At 69.4% G+C, this 15531-nt stretch carries 12 protein-coding genes and 3 pseudogenes; 5 read left to right on the top strand and 10 right to left on the bottom strand.

Translation table 11 applies throughout. The features are described from left to right. Window positions 1-626: 626 nt before the first annotated feature. Window positions 627-1226 carry a CGNR zinc finger domain-containing protein gene (locus tag ACH4FH_RS31740; RefSeq protein WP_398559409.1) on the bottom strand — a complete coding sequence of 200 codons (600 nt, stop codon included), beginning with the start codon at window positions 1224-1226 and terminating at the stop codon, window positions 627-629. A gap of 89 nt (window positions 1227-1315) precedes the next feature. On the opposite strand from ACH4FH_RS31740, the gene ACH4FH_RS31735 reads away from it, so the two are divergent. Then, window positions 1316-2104: an MBL fold metallo-hydrolase gene (locus tag ACH4FH_RS31735; protein WP_398559408.1), complete on the top strand. Its 789-nt coding sequence runs from the start codon at window positions 1316-1318 to the stop codon at window positions 2102-2104. A gap of 200 nt (window positions 2105-2304) precedes the next feature. After that, window positions 2305-3602, top strand: a pseudogene (locus ACH4FH_RS31730) (MFS transporter). 141 nt (window positions 3603-3743) lie between these two features. Here ACH4FH_RS31730 and ACH4FH_RS31725 read toward each other — a convergent pair. The 5 genes and pseudogenes from ACH4FH_RS31725 to ACH4FH_RS31705 all read right to left on the bottom strand — a co-directional run bounded on the left by ACH4FH_RS31725 (window position 3744) and on the right by ACH4FH_RS31705 (window position 9252). Further along, complete coding sequence (locus ACH4FH_RS31725) at window positions 3744-3992, bottom strand: hypothetical protein (RefSeq protein ID WP_398559407.1); 249 nt, start codon at window positions 3990-3992, stop codon at window positions 3744-3746. A 288-nt stretch (window positions 3993-4280) separates the two neighbouring features. Continuing rightward, window positions 4281-4640: pseudogene (locus ACH4FH_RS31720) on the bottom strand (ATP-dependent DNA ligase); the annotation flags it as partial. Window positions 4641-4969: 329 nt separating this feature from the next. Continuing rightward, the gene (locus ACH4FH_RS31715; protein WP_398559406.1) at window positions 4970-6091 is read right to left on the bottom strand and encodes an alpha/beta hydrolase; all 1122 of its coding nucleotides are present in this window, start codon (window positions 6089-6091) and stop codon (window positions 4970-4972) included. A 1006-nt stretch (window positions 6092-7097) separates the two neighbouring features. Next, window positions 7098-7751 carry a hypothetical protein gene (locus ACH4FH_RS31710; RefSeq protein ID WP_398559405.1) on the bottom strand — a complete coding sequence of 218 codons (654 nt, stop codon included), beginning with the start codon at window positions 7749-7751 and terminating at the stop codon, window positions 7098-7100. Window positions 7752-7764: 13 nt separating this feature from the next. After that, complete coding sequence (locus tag ACH4FH_RS31705; RefSeq protein WP_398559404.1) at window positions 7765-9252, bottom strand: alpha/beta hydrolase; 1488 nt, start codon at window positions 9250-9252, stop codon at window positions 7765-7767. A gap of 263 nt (window positions 9253-9515) precedes the next feature. On the opposite strand from ACH4FH_RS31705, the gene ACH4FH_RS31700 reads away from it, so the two are divergent. Together ACH4FH_RS31700 and ACH4FH_RS31695 are read left to right on the top strand one after the other, a co-directional pair. Further along, window positions 9516-10697 carry a sensor histidine kinase gene (locus tag ACH4FH_RS31700; RefSeq protein ID WP_398559403.1) on the top strand — a complete coding sequence of 394 codons (1182 nt, stop codon included), beginning with the start codon at window positions 9516-9518 and terminating at the stop codon, window positions 10695-10697. Further along, the gene (locus ACH4FH_RS31695) at window positions 10698-11375 is read left to right on the top strand and encodes a response regulator (protein WP_398559402.1); all 678 of its coding nucleotides are present in this window, start codon (window positions 10698-10700) and stop codon (window positions 11373-11375) included. A gap of 141 nt (window positions 11376-11516) precedes the next feature. Here ACH4FH_RS31695 and ACH4FH_RS31690 read toward each other — a convergent pair whose 3' ends face one another. Continuing rightward, window positions 11517-12107, bottom strand: coding sequence for a hypothetical protein (locus ACH4FH_RS31690; RefSeq protein ID WP_398559401.1), 591 nt, complete (start codon window positions 12105-12107; stop codon window positions 11517-11519). A 404-nt stretch (window positions 12108-12511) separates the two neighbouring features. On the opposite strand from ACH4FH_RS31690, the gene ACH4FH_RS31685 reads away from it, so the two are divergent. Continuing rightward, window positions 12512-13090, top strand: coding sequence for a relaxase domain-containing protein (locus tag ACH4FH_RS31685; protein WP_398559400.1), 579 nt, complete (start codon window positions 12512-12514; stop codon window positions 13088-13090). A 146-nt stretch (window positions 13091-13236) separates the two neighbouring features. Here the strand turns inward: ACH4FH_RS31685 and ACH4FH_RS31680 are convergent, their stop codons facing one another. The 3 genes and pseudogenes from ACH4FH_RS31680 to ACH4FH_RS31670 all read right to left on the bottom strand — a co-directional run. Further along, window positions 13237-14133: a sucrase ferredoxin gene (locus ACH4FH_RS31680; protein ID WP_398559399.1), complete on the bottom strand. Its 897-nt coding sequence runs from the start codon at window positions 14131-14133 to the stop codon at window positions 13237-13239. A gap of 10 nt (window positions 14134-14143) precedes the next feature. Then, window positions 14144-15349 (bottom strand): cupin domain-containing protein, encoded by a 1206-nt coding sequence (locus ACH4FH_RS31675; RefSeq protein ID WP_398559398.1) that lies wholly within the window; start codon window positions 15347-15349, stop codon window positions 14144-14146. Continuing rightward, window positions 15346-15531: pseudogene (locus ACH4FH_RS31670) on the bottom strand (BatC protein); the annotation flags it as partial. The pseudogene ACH4FH_RS31670 and the gene ACH4FH_RS31675, both read right to left, overlap by 4 nt.

Genomic DNA, 15531 nt, shown 5'->3' with positions numbered 1-15531 from the left:
GTCAGCGGCGATCCGCTCGAAGAGCGCTAACACGCCCCGTATACACGTGGCGCCTCGCACGACAGCGATCAACTCGTACAGCCTGACACCGCCGGCCGACCCAACGAGCCGATTACGCCAGAGGTGGCATGTCGCACCCGGGCGCATCGGTTGGCCTGGATGGGCCCCTGCGCAAACTCTTCCGTGACCGGCTGACCCCGCGTGACCGACCACAGAAGTGGAGCCAGAACCGAAACTCGTGAACATCTCACCAGGCGGAGACGGCCGAACGCCTCCCGAAACGCTGTCGAAGAGCTGTCCGTCCTCGTGGACGAAGCCATACCTACCGACGTACCTACCGAAGCACCTACCGACTGTGTGAAGCAGCTGCCTGCCAGCCAGGAATCAGGGCGCGTCGATAAGCATGTCGGGTGTCATGTCGCCGCGGATGGCTACCGGCCGTATTCGAAAGCTGCGGTGTTCGGCATCGTTTGGCCACTGCCGGCAATAGGGGAAACGGCCTCCACCGCGCGGTCCAGGTCGTCGCGCACATGCACAACCTCGCCCTGGCTGCCTGACGAAGACCGTCAAACCTGACATTGACCTGCCCGATCACAGCCTTCTGCAACACGCTGTAGGCAGGCCGTTCACTCTGATTTGGGCTGGGTGCGTCGGGCGTAGGCGCGGGCGGCGCGGGCGCGGTCGCCGCAGCGGGTGGAGCACCAGTGGCGGCGGCCGTGTCGGAGCAGGTAGCGGTTGCAGGGTGGGGAGCCGCAGGCGGTGAGGCGTTCGGCGTCGGGGCCGGTGAGCAGGTCGGCGGCGTCGGCGGCGAGGGTTGCCAGGGCGTGGTCGACGATCTCGGTTGTGGGGTGGGGAGTGGCGCGGTAGGGGCCGTTCTTGTCGTCCCACTGCAGCAGCGGGGCCGTGGGGACGCGGGTCATCGCATCGTTGATGGCCCTGACGGCGGCGGGGAGGGCGGGAAGCCCTGCGGCGCGGGAGGCGAACAGCGACCTGATCTGTTCGCGCTGCGAACGCAGCTGCGAGGCACACATCTCCAGCATGCCGACGTCGACCGGTGCGAGGCCGCGCTCCGTCAGCCAGTGGTTGGTCTGCGCAGGAGTCCCCAGGCGATCGAGGGTGTGTCCGCCGGGCATGGCCATCGCACTGTTGGCCAGGGCGAGGGAAAGGTGCTCTTCCTCCCCTTGGGCGGGCGGCAGGGCGGGCTGTTCAACCACGGACTCCTTCATATCTCTCATGGTACGGCTTGCATGCTTCCGTGAGAAGTGGTTACTGTCATCTCACGTTTCACCCAGTTCTATCCGTGAGGTGTTTACTTGTGTCCGCTCCTTCTGCAGCGACCGACCAGTTCCCGGTCCACGTCTTCGGCGGCCCGACTGCCCTCTTCGAGTACGGCGGTCTGCGCTTCCTGACCGACCCCACCTTCGACGCCCCCGGCGACCACCAGGTGCCCGGCGGGGTCCTGACCAAGACCGCCCCTTCCGCCGGCGCCCCCGCCGACCTCGGCCCCATCGACGTGGTGCTCCTCTCGCACGACGAGCACGCCGACAACCTCGACACCTCCGGCCGGGCCCTGCTCGCCGACGTCCCCCTCACTCTCACCACCCCTGGTGGCGGCCGGCGCCTGGGGGAGAAGGCCACGGGCCTGGCCGACTGGGAGTCCATCGAACTCAACCGCCCCGACGGCGGCACCATCACCGTCACCGGCGTCCCCGCCATCCACGGCCCCGGCCCGCGCGAGGAGGTCGAGCCGATCTGCGGCGAAGTCGTCGGATTCATCCTGACCGGGGAAGGCCTGCCCAGCGTCTACGTCAGCGGCGACAACGCCTCCCTCGACGCAATCAAGGAGATCGCCGAGCGGTTCGCCCCGGTGGACACCGCCATCCTCTTCGCCGGCGCGCCGCGCTTCGCCAACCTCTTCGACGGCGAGTTGATCGTCCTGGACAGTGCTCAGGCCGCTGAAGCAGCCCAGCTCCTCGGCGCCCGCCGCGTGGTGCCCGTCCACTACGACAGCTGGGCCCACTTCACGGAGGGCCGCAAGGAGCTGGCAGCCGCCTTCACCGCCGCGGCTCTGGCCCACCGCCTGGACTGGGGCCAGCGCCCCTGAACCAACTGGCAAAGACCAATACGGCGCCCCCGGCATGCTTCCCGGAGTCCGGCCTTCGGGACTAAGCGCATGGTCTTGAAGCGGCGGGCCCCGGCGTGATGCCGGGGCCCGCTCGCTGCTCTTCCGCAGCCCGCCGCACTCCGGCCCGCCGGAGGTGCCATCCGCCGCGCCCACTGCGGACTTGTCCATGGAGAGCCAAGATGACCCGCCACCCAACGGCCCCTGCCAACACATCCTCACCGCAGAGCACCGCGCCGGACACCGGCGCGCCCGTCGCCCGCACGCAAAAGCACATTCTGACCGTCCTGCTCATACCCCAAGGCCTCAGTGGTGTCGGACTCGCCGGGGGTGTCACCGTCGCCGGCCTCCTCCTGCAGGACATGCTCCACACCACCGCCCTGGCCGGCCTGGGTAGCGCTCTGCTTACCGCCGGCTCCGCCCTCGCCGCCGTGGCCGTAGGCCGCATATCCCAGGCCCGCGGCCGCCGCCCGGGGCTCTCCGCCGGATACCTCATGGGCGCTCTCGGCGGCGTAGGAGTCATCATCGCCGCCGCCATCGACAGCCCCGCCCTGCTCTTCGCCTCCTTGTTCCTCTACGGCGCCGGCACCGCCGTCAACCTCCAAGCCCGCTACGCCGGAGCCGACCTCGCCGCCCCGGCCCACCGCGCCCGCGCCGTCTCCGCCACCATGGTCGCCACCACGCTCGGCGGCATCGTCGGCCCCAATCTCACCGCCCCACCGGCGACCTCGCCGCCGCCCTCGGCCTGCCCCGCCTGACCGGCCTCTTCCTCATCTCCAGTGCCGCCTACGCCCTCGCCGCCCTCGTCCTGATTCTCTGGCTGCGCCCCGACCCGCTCCTGCTCGCCCGTTCCCTTGCCGCAACGCAGGGCACGGCAGCCAACACCGCTACGCCCTCGACGTCCCCGCCCGCGCCGCACTCCAAGCGGCGTGGCCCGAGCCTGCCGCTGGGCGTGGTGACCATGGTCCTCACCCAACTCGTCATGGTCGCCGTCATGACGATGCTCCCCCTTCACATGCAGGCCCACGGCCACAGCACCGCGGCCTCTGGCCTGGTCATCGCCCTCCATGTCGGGGCCATGTACCTGCCCTCACCGCTGACCGGGCTGCTCGTCGACCGCTACGGGCCCACCGCCATCGCCGGCGTCGCCGCCGTCACCCTCCTGGCCGCCGGCATCCTTGCCGCCACCGCACCGGGCGACTCCGTCGCCCTCCTCGTCCTCGCCCTCGTCCTGCTCGGCCTGGGCTGGAACTTCGGCCTGCTCAGCGGCACCGCCATCGTCACCGACGCCGTCCCCCTGGCCACCCGGGCCAAGACCCAGGGGCTGGTCGACGTCGCCATCGCCATCGCCGGCGCCACCGGCGGCCTGGCCTCCGGCCTGGTCGTCGCCGCAGCCAGCTTCCGCCTTCTGGCCCTCACCAGCGCAGCCCTCGCCATCGCCCTCCTGCCCGCCATCGTCACCACCGCCCGCAACCGCTGATCGCACACCGGACCGGACCGGCGCGGACCACACCGTCGAGCAGCACCAGTGAGCCGCACCAGGGTGGTGCTCTTGCCTGTCCACGCGTTGCATCCAATGCAACATCGTGGCGTTCACGTGTCCGGGCTGGAGAACGGCAGGTCAGCGGCGCTCACCCGGATCGTCGCCAGGTTGACGACCTGCGGATTCGCCCGGATCCGGAAGCGGTTCGATTTGCATCGGATGCAATTCGGCCCGGATGCGGAGCACTCGGGGTCGGTGGCGGTAGCGGCCGAACTCGGGGCGGAGTTGGTCGGCCTGCAGCTCGACGACGATCTCGGGTAGCACCGGCAGGTAGAGGATCGGGTCGGCACCGGGCAGGCCGCCGACGGTGCCGGGCAGTTCGCGCATCGTGTTGCCGGCCGGGTGCAGGAGCGGAGCTGCCGCCCGGCGAAGTTCGGCACCCACAGGGGAGGCTGACGCCAACGGGCCGCATCCGGCCGGAACGGGGCTGCCCCGGGATGAAGGCCTGCGTCGCGGGGGTCGTGCCGGTGACTCCAATGACTGCTGCGTCGACGGTGTGACGCTGGCGCCACTTCACCCACCCCGAACTTCGCCCGCCCACGTAGCGCGAGTGCTGCGGTTTGGCGACGATGCCTTCCACTCCGCCGAGGGCGCCGACCCAGGCGGTCGCCACCTCTACGTCGCGGGTGGAGGGACCGGTTGCAGTGTGGCCGGCGCGCCGTCGAGGGCCCGCAGGAGGTCGGCGCGGCGTTGGTTGTAGGGGAGTCTGCGCAGGTCGGTGTCGCCGACGGCGAGGATGTCGAAGAGGGCGACGTGGACGGCGAAGTCCGCACCGGGCCGTGGCCCGCGTCCGGCTCGGCTCTGGAGGCGCTCGAAGGCCACTTCACCGGCATCCTTGACGGCGACGAGCTCGCCGTCGAGCGCCACGTCCGGCAGGCCCCGTGCGGCCTGCGCGACATCGGAGAATGCGTGAGTGAGGTCCGTGCCGTGCCGGCTCCACACCCGTCCCGAGCCGGTATGGATCTGGCAGCGCCAGCCATCCCATTTCGGTTATGCGCTGTTGAACTGTCCGCGGGACAGAGTCCGGCGCTATGTCGATCACGGGATGGCGGGTGCACTTCACTCGCCGGGAACTGGCACGGCCACGCGAAGTGACTTCGTTCGTGCGGGAGTTCGGCTCGCTGTTCGCCGGACTCGGTGAGTGGCTGGACGATCGGGGCGTGCCGGAGGGGCAGCCGTTCCTGATCAGCCCGAAGGGCGAGTACGACGTCCACACTCGACGACTGACCCGCCCCCCCGCACGTTCAACTCTCATCGCTTTCCGACAGGCCGGTGGCGGTACCGGCCTGTCGGGGCACTTTCGGTCAGGCGAGGTTCTTGGTGAAGAACTCGTCGAGCCTGTCGAAGGGGATGAGGTCCCTGCGGTCGTACAGGTCGACGTGGTCCGCGCCCGGGACGATCGCGAGGTCGACGGTGTCGGGGGCCTTCGCCTGGACGTCCTCGGAGTAGTAGCGGGAGTGCGCGTCGGCGCCGGCCACCAAGAGGGCCTTGCGGGGCGCCAGCATGTCGATGTTCGTCATGAGCGGGAAGGCGAAGAACGACATCGGCGTGGTCGCGGTCCACGCGGTGGTGGAGTTGATCGAGCGCGGGTGGTAGCCACGCTCGGTGCGGTAGTAGTCGAAGAAGATCGCCGTGATCGGGTCGGCGTCCGCCGGGAGGGTCTTGGGCAGGACGCGGTCTGAGGGGGCGACGTTGCCGTTCTCGTCGAAGGGGACCTCGTGGGAGAGCCGCGCGCAGGTGCCGTGCTCGGCATCGATCCAGCGCTGCCGGCTGAGATGGTCCACGACCTTCCGGCGCTGCTCAGGCGTGTAGTAGTCCTCGTGGCCGCGGGACATGCTGCGCGACATGTCGTACATCGAGGCCGTGGCGACCGCCTTGATACGGCTGTCCGCAGCCGCCGCGGTGAGCGCCATACCGCTCAGGCCGCAGATGGCCTGCGCGCCGATCCGCTCGCGGTCGACGATCTTCTGCAGGCCGAGGAAGTCGACGGCGGCGCTGTAGTCCTCGGTGTAGATGTCGGGGGAGGCCACGTCGCGCACCGTGCCGCCGCTCTCCCCGTTGAAGGAGCAGTCGAAGGCGAGGGCGACGTAGCCGCGGCGGGCGAACTCGTTGGCGTAGAGGCCCGAGGACTGTTCCTTGACCGCGCCGAACGGTCCGCTGACCGCCAGGGCGGAGAGCTTTCCCCTGGCGTTCTTCGGCGCGTAGAGGTCCGCGGCGACCTCGATGCCATAGCGGTTCTTGAACCGCACCGAGGTCCGCTTGACGTTCTTGTCCAGCGCGAAGGTGTAGCCGCCCTTGGCCGCGGCCCTGCCCTGTCCTGTGGCGCCCGCGGCGCGGCCAGTCTCCGCACCGAAGGAGGGCAGAGCCGTGAAGGAGGAGGCGGCGCCGGTGGCGGCGATCAGTCCGAGCGCTTTGCGACGTTCCATGGAGTGGACCTCATATTCGGTCGGTGGAGGAAAGGCGCGACGGTCGGTGGTGTCGTGACCGAGGCGCGATTCCAGGAGACCGCTTCTGCGCCAGGCGTGGCAGGTCGGGCTTATGGGGGGTACAAGCTCCACCCCCTACCCGCGGGGCGTGCGACGTAGCGTGGAAGGCATGGCACACCGGCGCCTCCCGGACACCCGCGCCGTGCCAATCCCCGTCCCCATAATTTCGGCTCCAGCGCCCAGCCTGGCCCCTCGGGGATCTCCTCGACCGGGCGGGCCAAGGCGAGCTGGACGGGCAAAGCGAAGGGCGGCGGCACGGGGGCAGCCCTCAGCTGCTCGGCGAACTGCTTGTGGTGGAGGACACTGCCGTGGAGCGCATCCTGTCGCCGCCCTTCCTCGGGGGATTTCAGCGTATGACCGACGTTGGTGACCGGCACACGCAGCGGGGCCGTCGCACCGCACCAGCCCGCCGACTGCTACGTCCACCGCGATGACTGGGCCCACTGCCTCGACGAAGGGATAGCAGGTCCGAGCAGGTGACGAGGCGCCGCTGGCGCGCATCCCCCGATGAGCAGGGCGCTCGCGCACCCGTCCGGCTGATGCGCCGCAGCCCCGTCAGCCCTCCACAATCAGCTGGGCCAGCAGTCGCAGACGCAGCCGCCAGCCCGTAACACCGTTCGTAACAACCTTCGAGGACAGATGCTCGTCTTCGCCTCAGGCGCAGGCTGCTCAGGGAAGTTGCCCGCCTTGTAGGACCAGAAGAGGCCGCCATACTCGCCGTTGCACTGCTCTGAGGCTTCCTGCGTCTTCAGGGACACCGTCTGTGATGCACCGGCTGCCAGGTCCCCCAGCGTGCACTCCAGCTCCCCGAAGCGACCTTGCTTGCACCGCTTGTCGTCGGTCACCTTCGTGGTGTCGCCCATCACGGACATGAGGTCGGCCGCTGGAGTCGCGGTCGTCACAGCGACGGAATGACTCTCACAACGACCGTCCGAAGAAGCGGGGGTCAGCCCACCCCGCCATCGAGCAGCCAGTTGTAGCGCAGCCGCAGCGCCCGCTCCGTGCTGGCCGCCACAGTAACGAGCCCGACCACGGCGTTGCCCCATGCCGACAGATCAATGGGCGAGGTAAACGTCCCGACGTACTGGGCGACGCCCTCCGGTGCCCGGGTGACCTGTTCGGCGAGCTGAAGGAGCAGGAGAACCAGGCCGATGACGAGCACGATCGACGAGAGGAAACCGATACAGCGGCTCAGCGCGGGGTGCACGCGGTCGAGGCGCGCGCGGCGCCCCTCGGCGGAGGCGGGGTCCGGGATGAGTTGGTGCTCGGTCCCCTCGGCGGTGACGTAGTGGCAGCTCTTGAGCCCGAAGCTGCTCGTCCTTACTTCGACGGTGCCGCCCTGGACGGGGAAGACGGCAGGGACTTTGGACTCGGCGTGATGCCGGCCGTCGAGGTACAGGTGGGCCTTGACGTAGCCCTCCGACTGATTCTGATGCTTGACGTCGACGGCGTAGATCGTCTGCCGGCCGTCGTCGTTCATCAGCCGAAGATGGAACAGTGCGCGGGTAAGCATCTGCCACCAGCGGAGACGCTTCAACGGTCGCCCGTCCCCGGGCTTGACCTGCTGCACAGCCCGACGATGCCGCCACTCCTTGAGCATGCCTCTACTCCTGTTACTTGCTGGGTTCCGCTGCGCAGGCGAGGTCCTGCGACGGGCGCTGCCCGGTGGTCAGGAACGCGGTCACCGCGTCGTTCGCGCACGTGTTGGGGCCGAACGGATAGACACCATGCCCGCCCTGGTCGGCCGTCACCATCGTGGCCCGCTTCCCGAACGCCCGCCGCAGCTCCTGAGCGCCGGCCAGCGGAGTCCCCGGGTCGCGCTCGTTCTGCACCATGAGCACGTTCGACGGGCCCCGGTCACCGATGCGCACCGGCGGCTCGGCCCGCTCGTCCGGCCAGAACGCGCACGGTCCGATCCCGGCCGTGGACCCGCCCAGCATCGGGTATTTCAGCCGGTCGACCGCGACGTTGCGCTGATACTCCTGGACCGTCTCCGGCCAGCGCGTATCACCGCATATCACTGAGAAACGGGCGGCCATGAAGTTCTCCATGTTCGGAAACGGTGGGATGGGCGGCGGCGGCTGGTCCGTGTCGAGCGCCTGCCAGGTCTTGGCCACCAGGGGCATGTCCGCATCGCTGTAGAGGCGGTCGAACGTGATCCCGCGGAACGACGTCGCGTCGAAGCCCTGGACCGGTTTCGCCTCCAGCCGCTCCGCGAGATCGAAGAACTTCGCCCTCACCTGCTCCGGTGTGGCGCCCAGACCGTACTCGGGGTGCGCGGCCGCGAACGCCGCGAAGTCCGGGAACCGGTCCTCCAGTCCACGGGCGAGCAACCGCATGGCCGTGACGTCGTAACCGCCGGGGCCCAGGTTGCTGTCGAGCACGACCCGGTCGCTGCGCTTCGGGAACATCGTCGTGTACACCGCACCGAGGTAGCTGCCGTAGGAGGCACCGAGGTACGAGAGCTTCGGCTCGCCCAGCGCCGCCCGGATCCGGTCCATGTCGCGCGCGGTGTTCGCGGTGGTGGTGTGCGGCAGCATCCACGCCGTCCGTGAGGTGGCGCACTGCTTGGCGATGGGCCGCGCTTTCGCCGCCTCCCGCGCGACATCGGCCGCGGTGTGCGCGTACGGCGGGACGTTGCCGCGTGCCTGCTGCTCCGGCGTCAGATCGCAGGTCACCGGCGTGCTGCGTCCGACGCCACGCGGGTCGAAGCCGATCAGGTCGTAGGAGTCCAGCACCTCCTGCGGCAGCCCTGAGCCGGCGAGGACGGCCGGGTAGCCGAGTCCCGTGATGCCGGGGCCGCCCGGATTGGTCAGCAGCACACCGCGGCGCTGCGAGGGTTCCTTGCTCGCCAGCCGGGAGATCGCGATCTCGATCTGCCGGCCGTCCGGATCCCGGTAGTCCAGGGGGACTTCGAGTGTCGAGCACTCCAGACGGGGCAAGGCGGCCATCTCCGAGGCGACCGCGACCTTTTCCGAGGCGGCCTTCTCCGAGCACGGGCCCCACCGCACGGAGTCTGGCGTCGCCGCCACCGCCACTCCAGGAATCGTGGTCGCCGCCACCGCGGTGGCGGCGATGGCGAGGGACAAGGTTCGGTGCATCTGATGTCCTCCTGAGGGGCGCACGGGGGCGCCGGAACGGGCGTGCTTGGGACGGCCCCGCCGCGGATCAGCGCTGGGGCGGACAGGGCTGCGATCACCATCCCGACCGCCTCGACGAGTCTGTCCGTGCGACGCCGCCGGCACATCAGCCCGGCGGCTCGATCGCCTTCGACCAGAGTCGAGACGGTGATTCGACTCTGGTCGAAGGACACATCAGCCTCCGGTCTGACTCACCGGCCGTACGGCTTCGCGACAATGGCCAGGTGAATACAGACGTCGCGCCACGGCTCGGGGGGTGGCAGCAGACCTGGCGGCTGGCGGCAGCCGCGGCAGTGGGCATACCGACCTGGCTCTCCATCGGTGTGCTGCTGAGGTGGCAGGCGGCCGGAACGGGCTCCTGGTTCCTCATCGGTGATCCGCTGGTGGCTCTCGGCTGCCTGACGGCGCTTTTGTGGCGACGGCGGTTCCCGCTCGCCGTCGCCATGGCGGTCGCGGTCGCCTCGCCCGCGTCGGCACTCGCCACCGGCGCCGCGCTTCTGGCGCTGGCCTCGCTCTCCACCCGTCGCCGTCCGGTGGAGATCGGGGTCGTCGGGCTGGCCTACGTGACCGCGTCACAGTTGGCCGTCGGGCTCTACCCGGTCCAGAGCACGCCCGGCTCGCTATGGTTCCAGCTGGCGTTCCCGGCACTGACCGCGGGCATCGCGGTGGCCGTGGGCATGGCCATCGGCGCGCGGCGTGTCGAAGTGCGGTCCTTGCGAGAGCGGGCGGAGAGCGCGGAACGGGAACAGGCCGCACGAGCGGCGCAGGCACGGGCCCTGGAACGGAACCGGATCGCCCGCGAGATGCACGACGTGCTCGCGCACCGGATCTCCCTGGTCGCCATGCAGGCCGGAGTACTGGACCATCGCAGCGACCTCGCAGCAGAGGAAAACCGCGTGCTGGTCCGCGGCATCGCCGACGGCTCCCACCAAGCCCTGGAAGAACTACGGGATGTCCTCGGAGTGCTCCGGGCCGACCCGGGCCGCCCGGAACCACCCCAAGCCTCCCTCGATCGCATCCCCGACCTGGTAGCCGACGCACGCACATCCGGACTGGACGTCACGCTCACCACCACCGTGACGGGAAAACCATCTGACGTCGCCGGACGAACCTGCTACCGGATCGTCCAGGAAGGACTCACCAACGCCGCCAAACACGCCCCAGGCGCACACGTACACATCACCCTCGAAGGAAACGCAGGCGACAAACTCAACGTCAGCGTCCGCAACTCCCCGGCGACCACAAGAAACGCACAACCACCGGCATCGGGATTCGGCCTGCTCGGCCTCACCGAACGAATCAACCTCGCCGGCGGAGAACTCAACCACCACCCCACACCCGACAACGGATACATCCTCACCGCCCAACTACCCTGGCCGGACCCCACCCACGAAAAGAGAACCTGAGTGGACAGCGAGCGGGAGCCGGTGCGCGTCGTCCTCGTCGACGACGAACAGCTGGTGCGAATGGCGCTGCGGCTCGTCATCGACGGCGAACCGGACCTGACCGTCGTCGCGGAGGCGGCCGACGGGGACGCCGCGATCACTGTGGTGGACGAGCATCGGCCGGACGTCGTACTGATGGACGTGCGCATGCCCGGCCGTGACGGTCTCAGCGCAACCCGGGAACTCCTCACCCGACCGGCGCCGCCGCGGGTGCTCATGCTGACCACATTCGACTCCGACGATCTGGTGCTCGGCGCACTGCGCGCCGGAGCCCTCGGGTTCGTCCTCAAAGACACCCAACCGCCGCAGATTCTCGATGCGGTGCGGACCGTCGCGGACGGCAAGCCCGTGCTGTCTCCAGCGGCCACGGTACGGGTGATCGCCGCAGCCACCGGTCCGCAGTCCGCTCACGCTCGCAGCTCATCCCGCGAAGCCGCACGGAAACAGCTGTCCGCACTGACCGAACGAGAACTCGAAACCGCTCGGGCCATCGCGGACGGACTGGGTAACCCGGAGATCGCCCAGCGGCTGCACATCAGCATCGCGACCGTCAAGGCGCACACAGGCAGCCTGTTCGCCAAGCTGGCGGTCGAGAACCGGGTGCAGATCGCACTCCGGGTCCGCGACGCAGAGGAATGACCAGCCTGCAGCCGGCCGTCTGCGAACCACGGAAGCGTGCATGTTTATGCGCTGCGGCAGCGTGAGGCGCTGGCCCCGTCCGCCCGCGCGGTTACGCGGGCGGACGGGGCCGTGGGCACCATCTGGTGCGACGTGCCGTTCTCAGCCGTCGGCGGGCGGCGCCATGAGCTGCTCGGCGATGGTGGCCTCCAGTGCAGCGATGCGCCGGTCGGGGAAGCGAGCGTTGTCTCGGGCGGCCGTGAGGCGCTTGCTGAGGCGTTCGTTGTCGTTCGTCAATGCTCTGATCTCACGGCGCAGGGCCACGTTGGCGGTGGTGACGCGTACGACGTCGGCATCTGTCCAGTCCAGCTGCAGCTCGGCGATCTGGCCCAGGAGTTCGGCGATGCGCTTGCGCTGGTTGGCGATCTCGGCGAGGGCGGCTTTGAGGGCATCTTCGGTGTTCAGCGCGCGCTCACGCCAGGAAGCCTCGATCATCTGGTGCTGGGCTTCCTCGGCATCGACCGTAAGTCCGCGAGCCTGGGCAGCGGTGTCTGTGACGAGCCGTCGTGCTTCGGGGTGTTCGTAGAGGAAGGTGCGGGAGGCATCTGCCTGGCGAGCGACAACGGCCATGGTGGTCGTGCCCCCGCTGGCCGCGAGTTTGTCGACCGTGGTTCGGATCCTGACCAGGCTGGCGGCGGTCTTCTGCCTGCGGGCGTCGAGGGCCTGGGCGGTGCGGTGCGATGAGGCAGTCACGCGAATGCCTCGTAGGAGTCGGGGGCATCGCCGTCGAGGGCTGCGAGATCGTTGGCGCGGAGGGCGAGCGTCCACACGCGGTCGTAGTAGTCCTGAGGTCGGCGGAGGTCCATGGCGAGGGCAGCGTCCAGCGGCTTTGGGGCTTCACTGCCGACCGAAGCCCCGCTGGTTTTCGGGGATAGGGGTGTCGGGTTGGGGCGGGAGGTCTGTGGTGCTGCGGGCTCGTTGCTGGTTGGCGGTGGTGTTGATGGGATTGCTGGAGAGTGATGACACTCGCCGGCCGGCCGGAGCCGCTTCCCGCCTGACGGGCGCTCGGAATGAAAGTTCGGCCGCTGCGCCCGCCTGGCGGGAGGCGCCGCTGACCGGTTTTTTCTTGCAGGTCAGGGCGGTGTGGCGTGGCCTGCATGATGGATATCGCGAAGGTCACCGGCGGGCAGATGTACCGCTACTACCTGCACCAGGTCGTCATCGTCGGCGACGGCCGCCGTCCGGCCCGCAAGCCGCTGCGCAAGGCTCAAGAGAAGGCAGGCGTCCCGGTGGGGCGTTGGACCGGCCGGGGCCTGCCCGCCCTCGGCCTGGCGGCCGGGGACGAAATCACCGAGGCACAGCTGCGGGCCCTGTTCGGCGAAGGCCGGCACCCGCACGCCGCCCAGATCGAAGCCGACCATCTCGCCGGTCTTCGAGTACGACATCGCCCTGAACCAGTTTTTCCAGTCCCAAGCGATACGGATGCGGGCCATGAAGACTCAGTTCGGCTACGCCGGGGACCTCGTCGCTTTCCTGGGTGTGAATTGATGTCGCTGAGACCTGCGGAAGCGCGGCATCCGCGCGATAAATGGCGTGGCCAAAGCGGTGGCAGGCCACCGGGCTTCGACGAGCACGCACTAACCGCTCACTCCGGCACCGCGCTCACAGCCCTGGCCATCGGCGCCGGAGTGCGTTGGTGTCGATGGGGGTTCGCAACGAGGCGGGCGTGTGGCTGAGGGCTTGCAGCGGGTTCGAAGCCGCGAGCTACGCATGGGCGGTAGTCGGTGCGGACGGGGAAAGACGACCGAGGTAGCGAGCTAGCGCCCCTTCGGGCCGGTCGCCCCGAATCCACGTCCCAACGCCGGTGGGTAGGACGACAGGCTCACCCGATGCGGATCGACGTGACCTTGTAGTCCACGGCCGAGCTCATTGACGGTCCGCGGCAGGTCAGCTGGCACGGTGGTGTGCGGTAGGCCTGCACCTCGACGTCGATGGCCGTGGGACGTGGCGGGCGTCCGGTGATGCGGATCCGCCAGTGGTCGATGTCGCGGGAAGTCTCGGCGACTACGTAGTCGTGGCGGCCGGCGGGGCCGAAGCGTCTGAGCACGGCTGCGACAGCGGCCTGCTGCGGCGGGAAAAGATCCGTGTATCCGCGCAGGTGCTCTGCGTGAATACGGTCGGCCAGGTGCTCTTCGATCGCTGCGACGGACGACATGGCATCTAACCCGCCGTAGTAGACGCCGTCGGGTGCGACGACGACGTTGGCGGCGAACCTGTCACCGCCCACGTGGGTGCATTCCCACACCAGGTTCGGCCAGCGCTCACTCAGGGCGCGTCCCACGGGCCGCCCGTGCACGGCGCAACAGGTGTCGTGCTGACCGTGGGTGCAGACGAGGACGACGGGCGGACGGCCGAGCTCTCCGGGGGCACCGAGGGCTCCGACGATCTGCGCCAAGTCCTCGTCACGGCTCCACGTGCCCCATTGCTGGCGGTAGGCGCCGGAGCTGTCATAGCGCAGTACAGCCCAGCGCCTGGGGCCTTCGGGCCTGCGGGGCCCTTGCCGCCTGACCAGAAGCACTCGTGCCCGCATCGCCTGGGCGGCGGAGAACACGCGTGCTTTGGTGGCAGGCTCAAGATTCAGGCCGTCGAAGCCGTTGGGAGGCCAGCCGCCTCGGTACTCGATGAGGACCCAGACAGAGCCGTGCGGTGCGGTGCCCACGATCGAGTCGCCGCGCATCCGGGCGACGTCGGCGCAGAAGAAGCGGTCTGTTGCACTCACCGCGGCGCAGTCACCGTTCGGCGGGCACCAGTACGCCCGCGCGCAGCAGTCTCTCGACGAGTCGGACGCCGAGATCACCGGCGGTGCGGGCCTCTCCGTCGAGCAGGCGGGCTACCGACGGCAGGTCGGTCTCCGGGAAGTCGAGCCAGCCCACGCGTGTGGTCAGGCGCGAGCCGTCCAGCCGTGCTTCCAGCGCCTCACGGAGCCGCACCGGGGACTCAGGGCCGAGGTCGTCGACGGCCGTGAGCTGAGCCAGCGGTCCCAGCGGCGCCGGGCGTCCGTGCCCGCGCCGGGTGCGGTGGAACAGCGGGGCGGAATCGGCCTCTGTGACGGCGGCGACGAGGCGTTCGCGGACGATGTCGATCTCGCCGGCCGGCCCCTCCACGCCCAAGGGCAGGGTGCAGCGCATCTGGGGATCCTCGCGCAGCACCGCGAGTGCGGACTGGGCGAGCTGTTCGGCCAGTGCGTAGCGCGTCCAGCTGTGAATTCCGAGCGTCAGGTGGATCGAGACCTGGCCCTGCGCCTGGGCAGTGTGCAGCCAGCCCCGAGGTAGGTAGAGGACATCGCCGGGCTTGAGCACGGTGTCGATGTAGGCCTTGCTCTTCGCGGCCTCGGCCACGGCGGAGCGGCGATCGGTCCAGGGCTGATCGGTCAGCGGGTCCGAGTGCACGGGCTCGTGGACGAGCCAGTGCTTGGTGCCTTCGATCTGAAGGACGAAGACATCGTGGACGTCGTAGTGGTCGCCGAACCCGTGGTTCTGCGGGGGTGTGACGTAGGCATTGGCCTGCACTGGATGTCCCAGTTCCGTGCTCAGTCTGGCGCTGAAGTCCGCGACCGGCTGCCACGTGCGCTGCAGAGCCTGCAGGACGAGTGTTGCGCCGTCGGCAAACCCGCGCCACAGCGCGGTGTCGTCGAGCTGGTCGGAGATGGTGGCGCCGACGCCGCCGGACGAGGTGAATGACGAATCGGGAAGGGTGGCGCCATCCTTGGCAACGCGGAGAAAGGGCGTGCGCAGTCCGCGACGCGAGATCAGTTCGTCTACGTCGTCGGCGGAGAACAGGTCGGAGAAATCGCTCGCACGGTGGGTCAGCAGAGCAGTCCGCGCCCAGATGTCGCGGGCGAACTCCTCCCGGCTCAGGTTGGTCAAGCGCGTCTCCAGAACCCCGGCGCCTGCTGTGGCGCCGGCGCCCGGAAGCTTGGTGCTGGGGGTACTCAAGAGCGGCTGCCGGACTCGTCTGCTCCGCTGTCGGCTCCTCCGTCGTGGGCGCCGGGTGTGCCGGCTGCGCCGCCGTCCGCGGGGCCTTCTGCTCCGCTGTCGGCTCCTCCGTCGTGGGCGCCGGGTGTGCCGGCTGCGCCGCCGTCCGCGGGGCCTTCTGCTCCGCTGTCGGCTCCTCCGTC

Origin of the sequence: Streptomyces sp. NPDC017993, from assembly GCF_044328065.1 — a bacterium.
Lineage (GTDB): Bacteria > Actinomycetota > Actinomycetes > Streptomycetales > Streptomycetaceae > Streptomyces.
Note: the sequence above shows the minus strand (reverse complement) of the source record. Positions and strands in the feature narration are given on the sequence as shown.

Bases quoted from the DNA above. Each gene is read 5' to 3' on its own strand.
- ACH4FH_RS31740 (WP_398559409.1), bottom strand. From the start codon at position 1,226: ATGAAGGAGTCCGTGGTTGAACAGCCCGCCCTGCCGCCCGCCCAAGGG.
- ACH4FH_RS31725 (WP_398559407.1), bottom strand. From the start codon at position 3,992: ATGCGCGAACTGCCCGGCACCGTCGGCGGCCTGCCCGGTGCCGACCCG.
- ACH4FH_RS31715 (WP_398559406.1), bottom strand. From the start codon at position 6,091: ATGGAACGTCGCAAAGCGCTCGGACTGATCGCCGCCACCGGCGCCGCC.
- ACH4FH_RS31710 (WP_398559405.1), bottom strand. From the start codon at position 7,751: ATGCTCAAGGAGTGGCGGCATCGTCGGGCTGTGCAGCAGGTCAAGCCC.
- ACH4FH_RS31705 (WP_398559404.1), bottom strand. From the start codon at position 9,252: ATGCACCGAACCTTGTCCCTCGCCATCGCCGCCACCGCGGTGGCGGCG.
- ACH4FH_RS31685 (WP_398559400.1), top strand. From the start codon at position 12,512: ATGATGGATATCGCGAAGGTCACCGGCGGGCAGATGTACCGCTACTAC.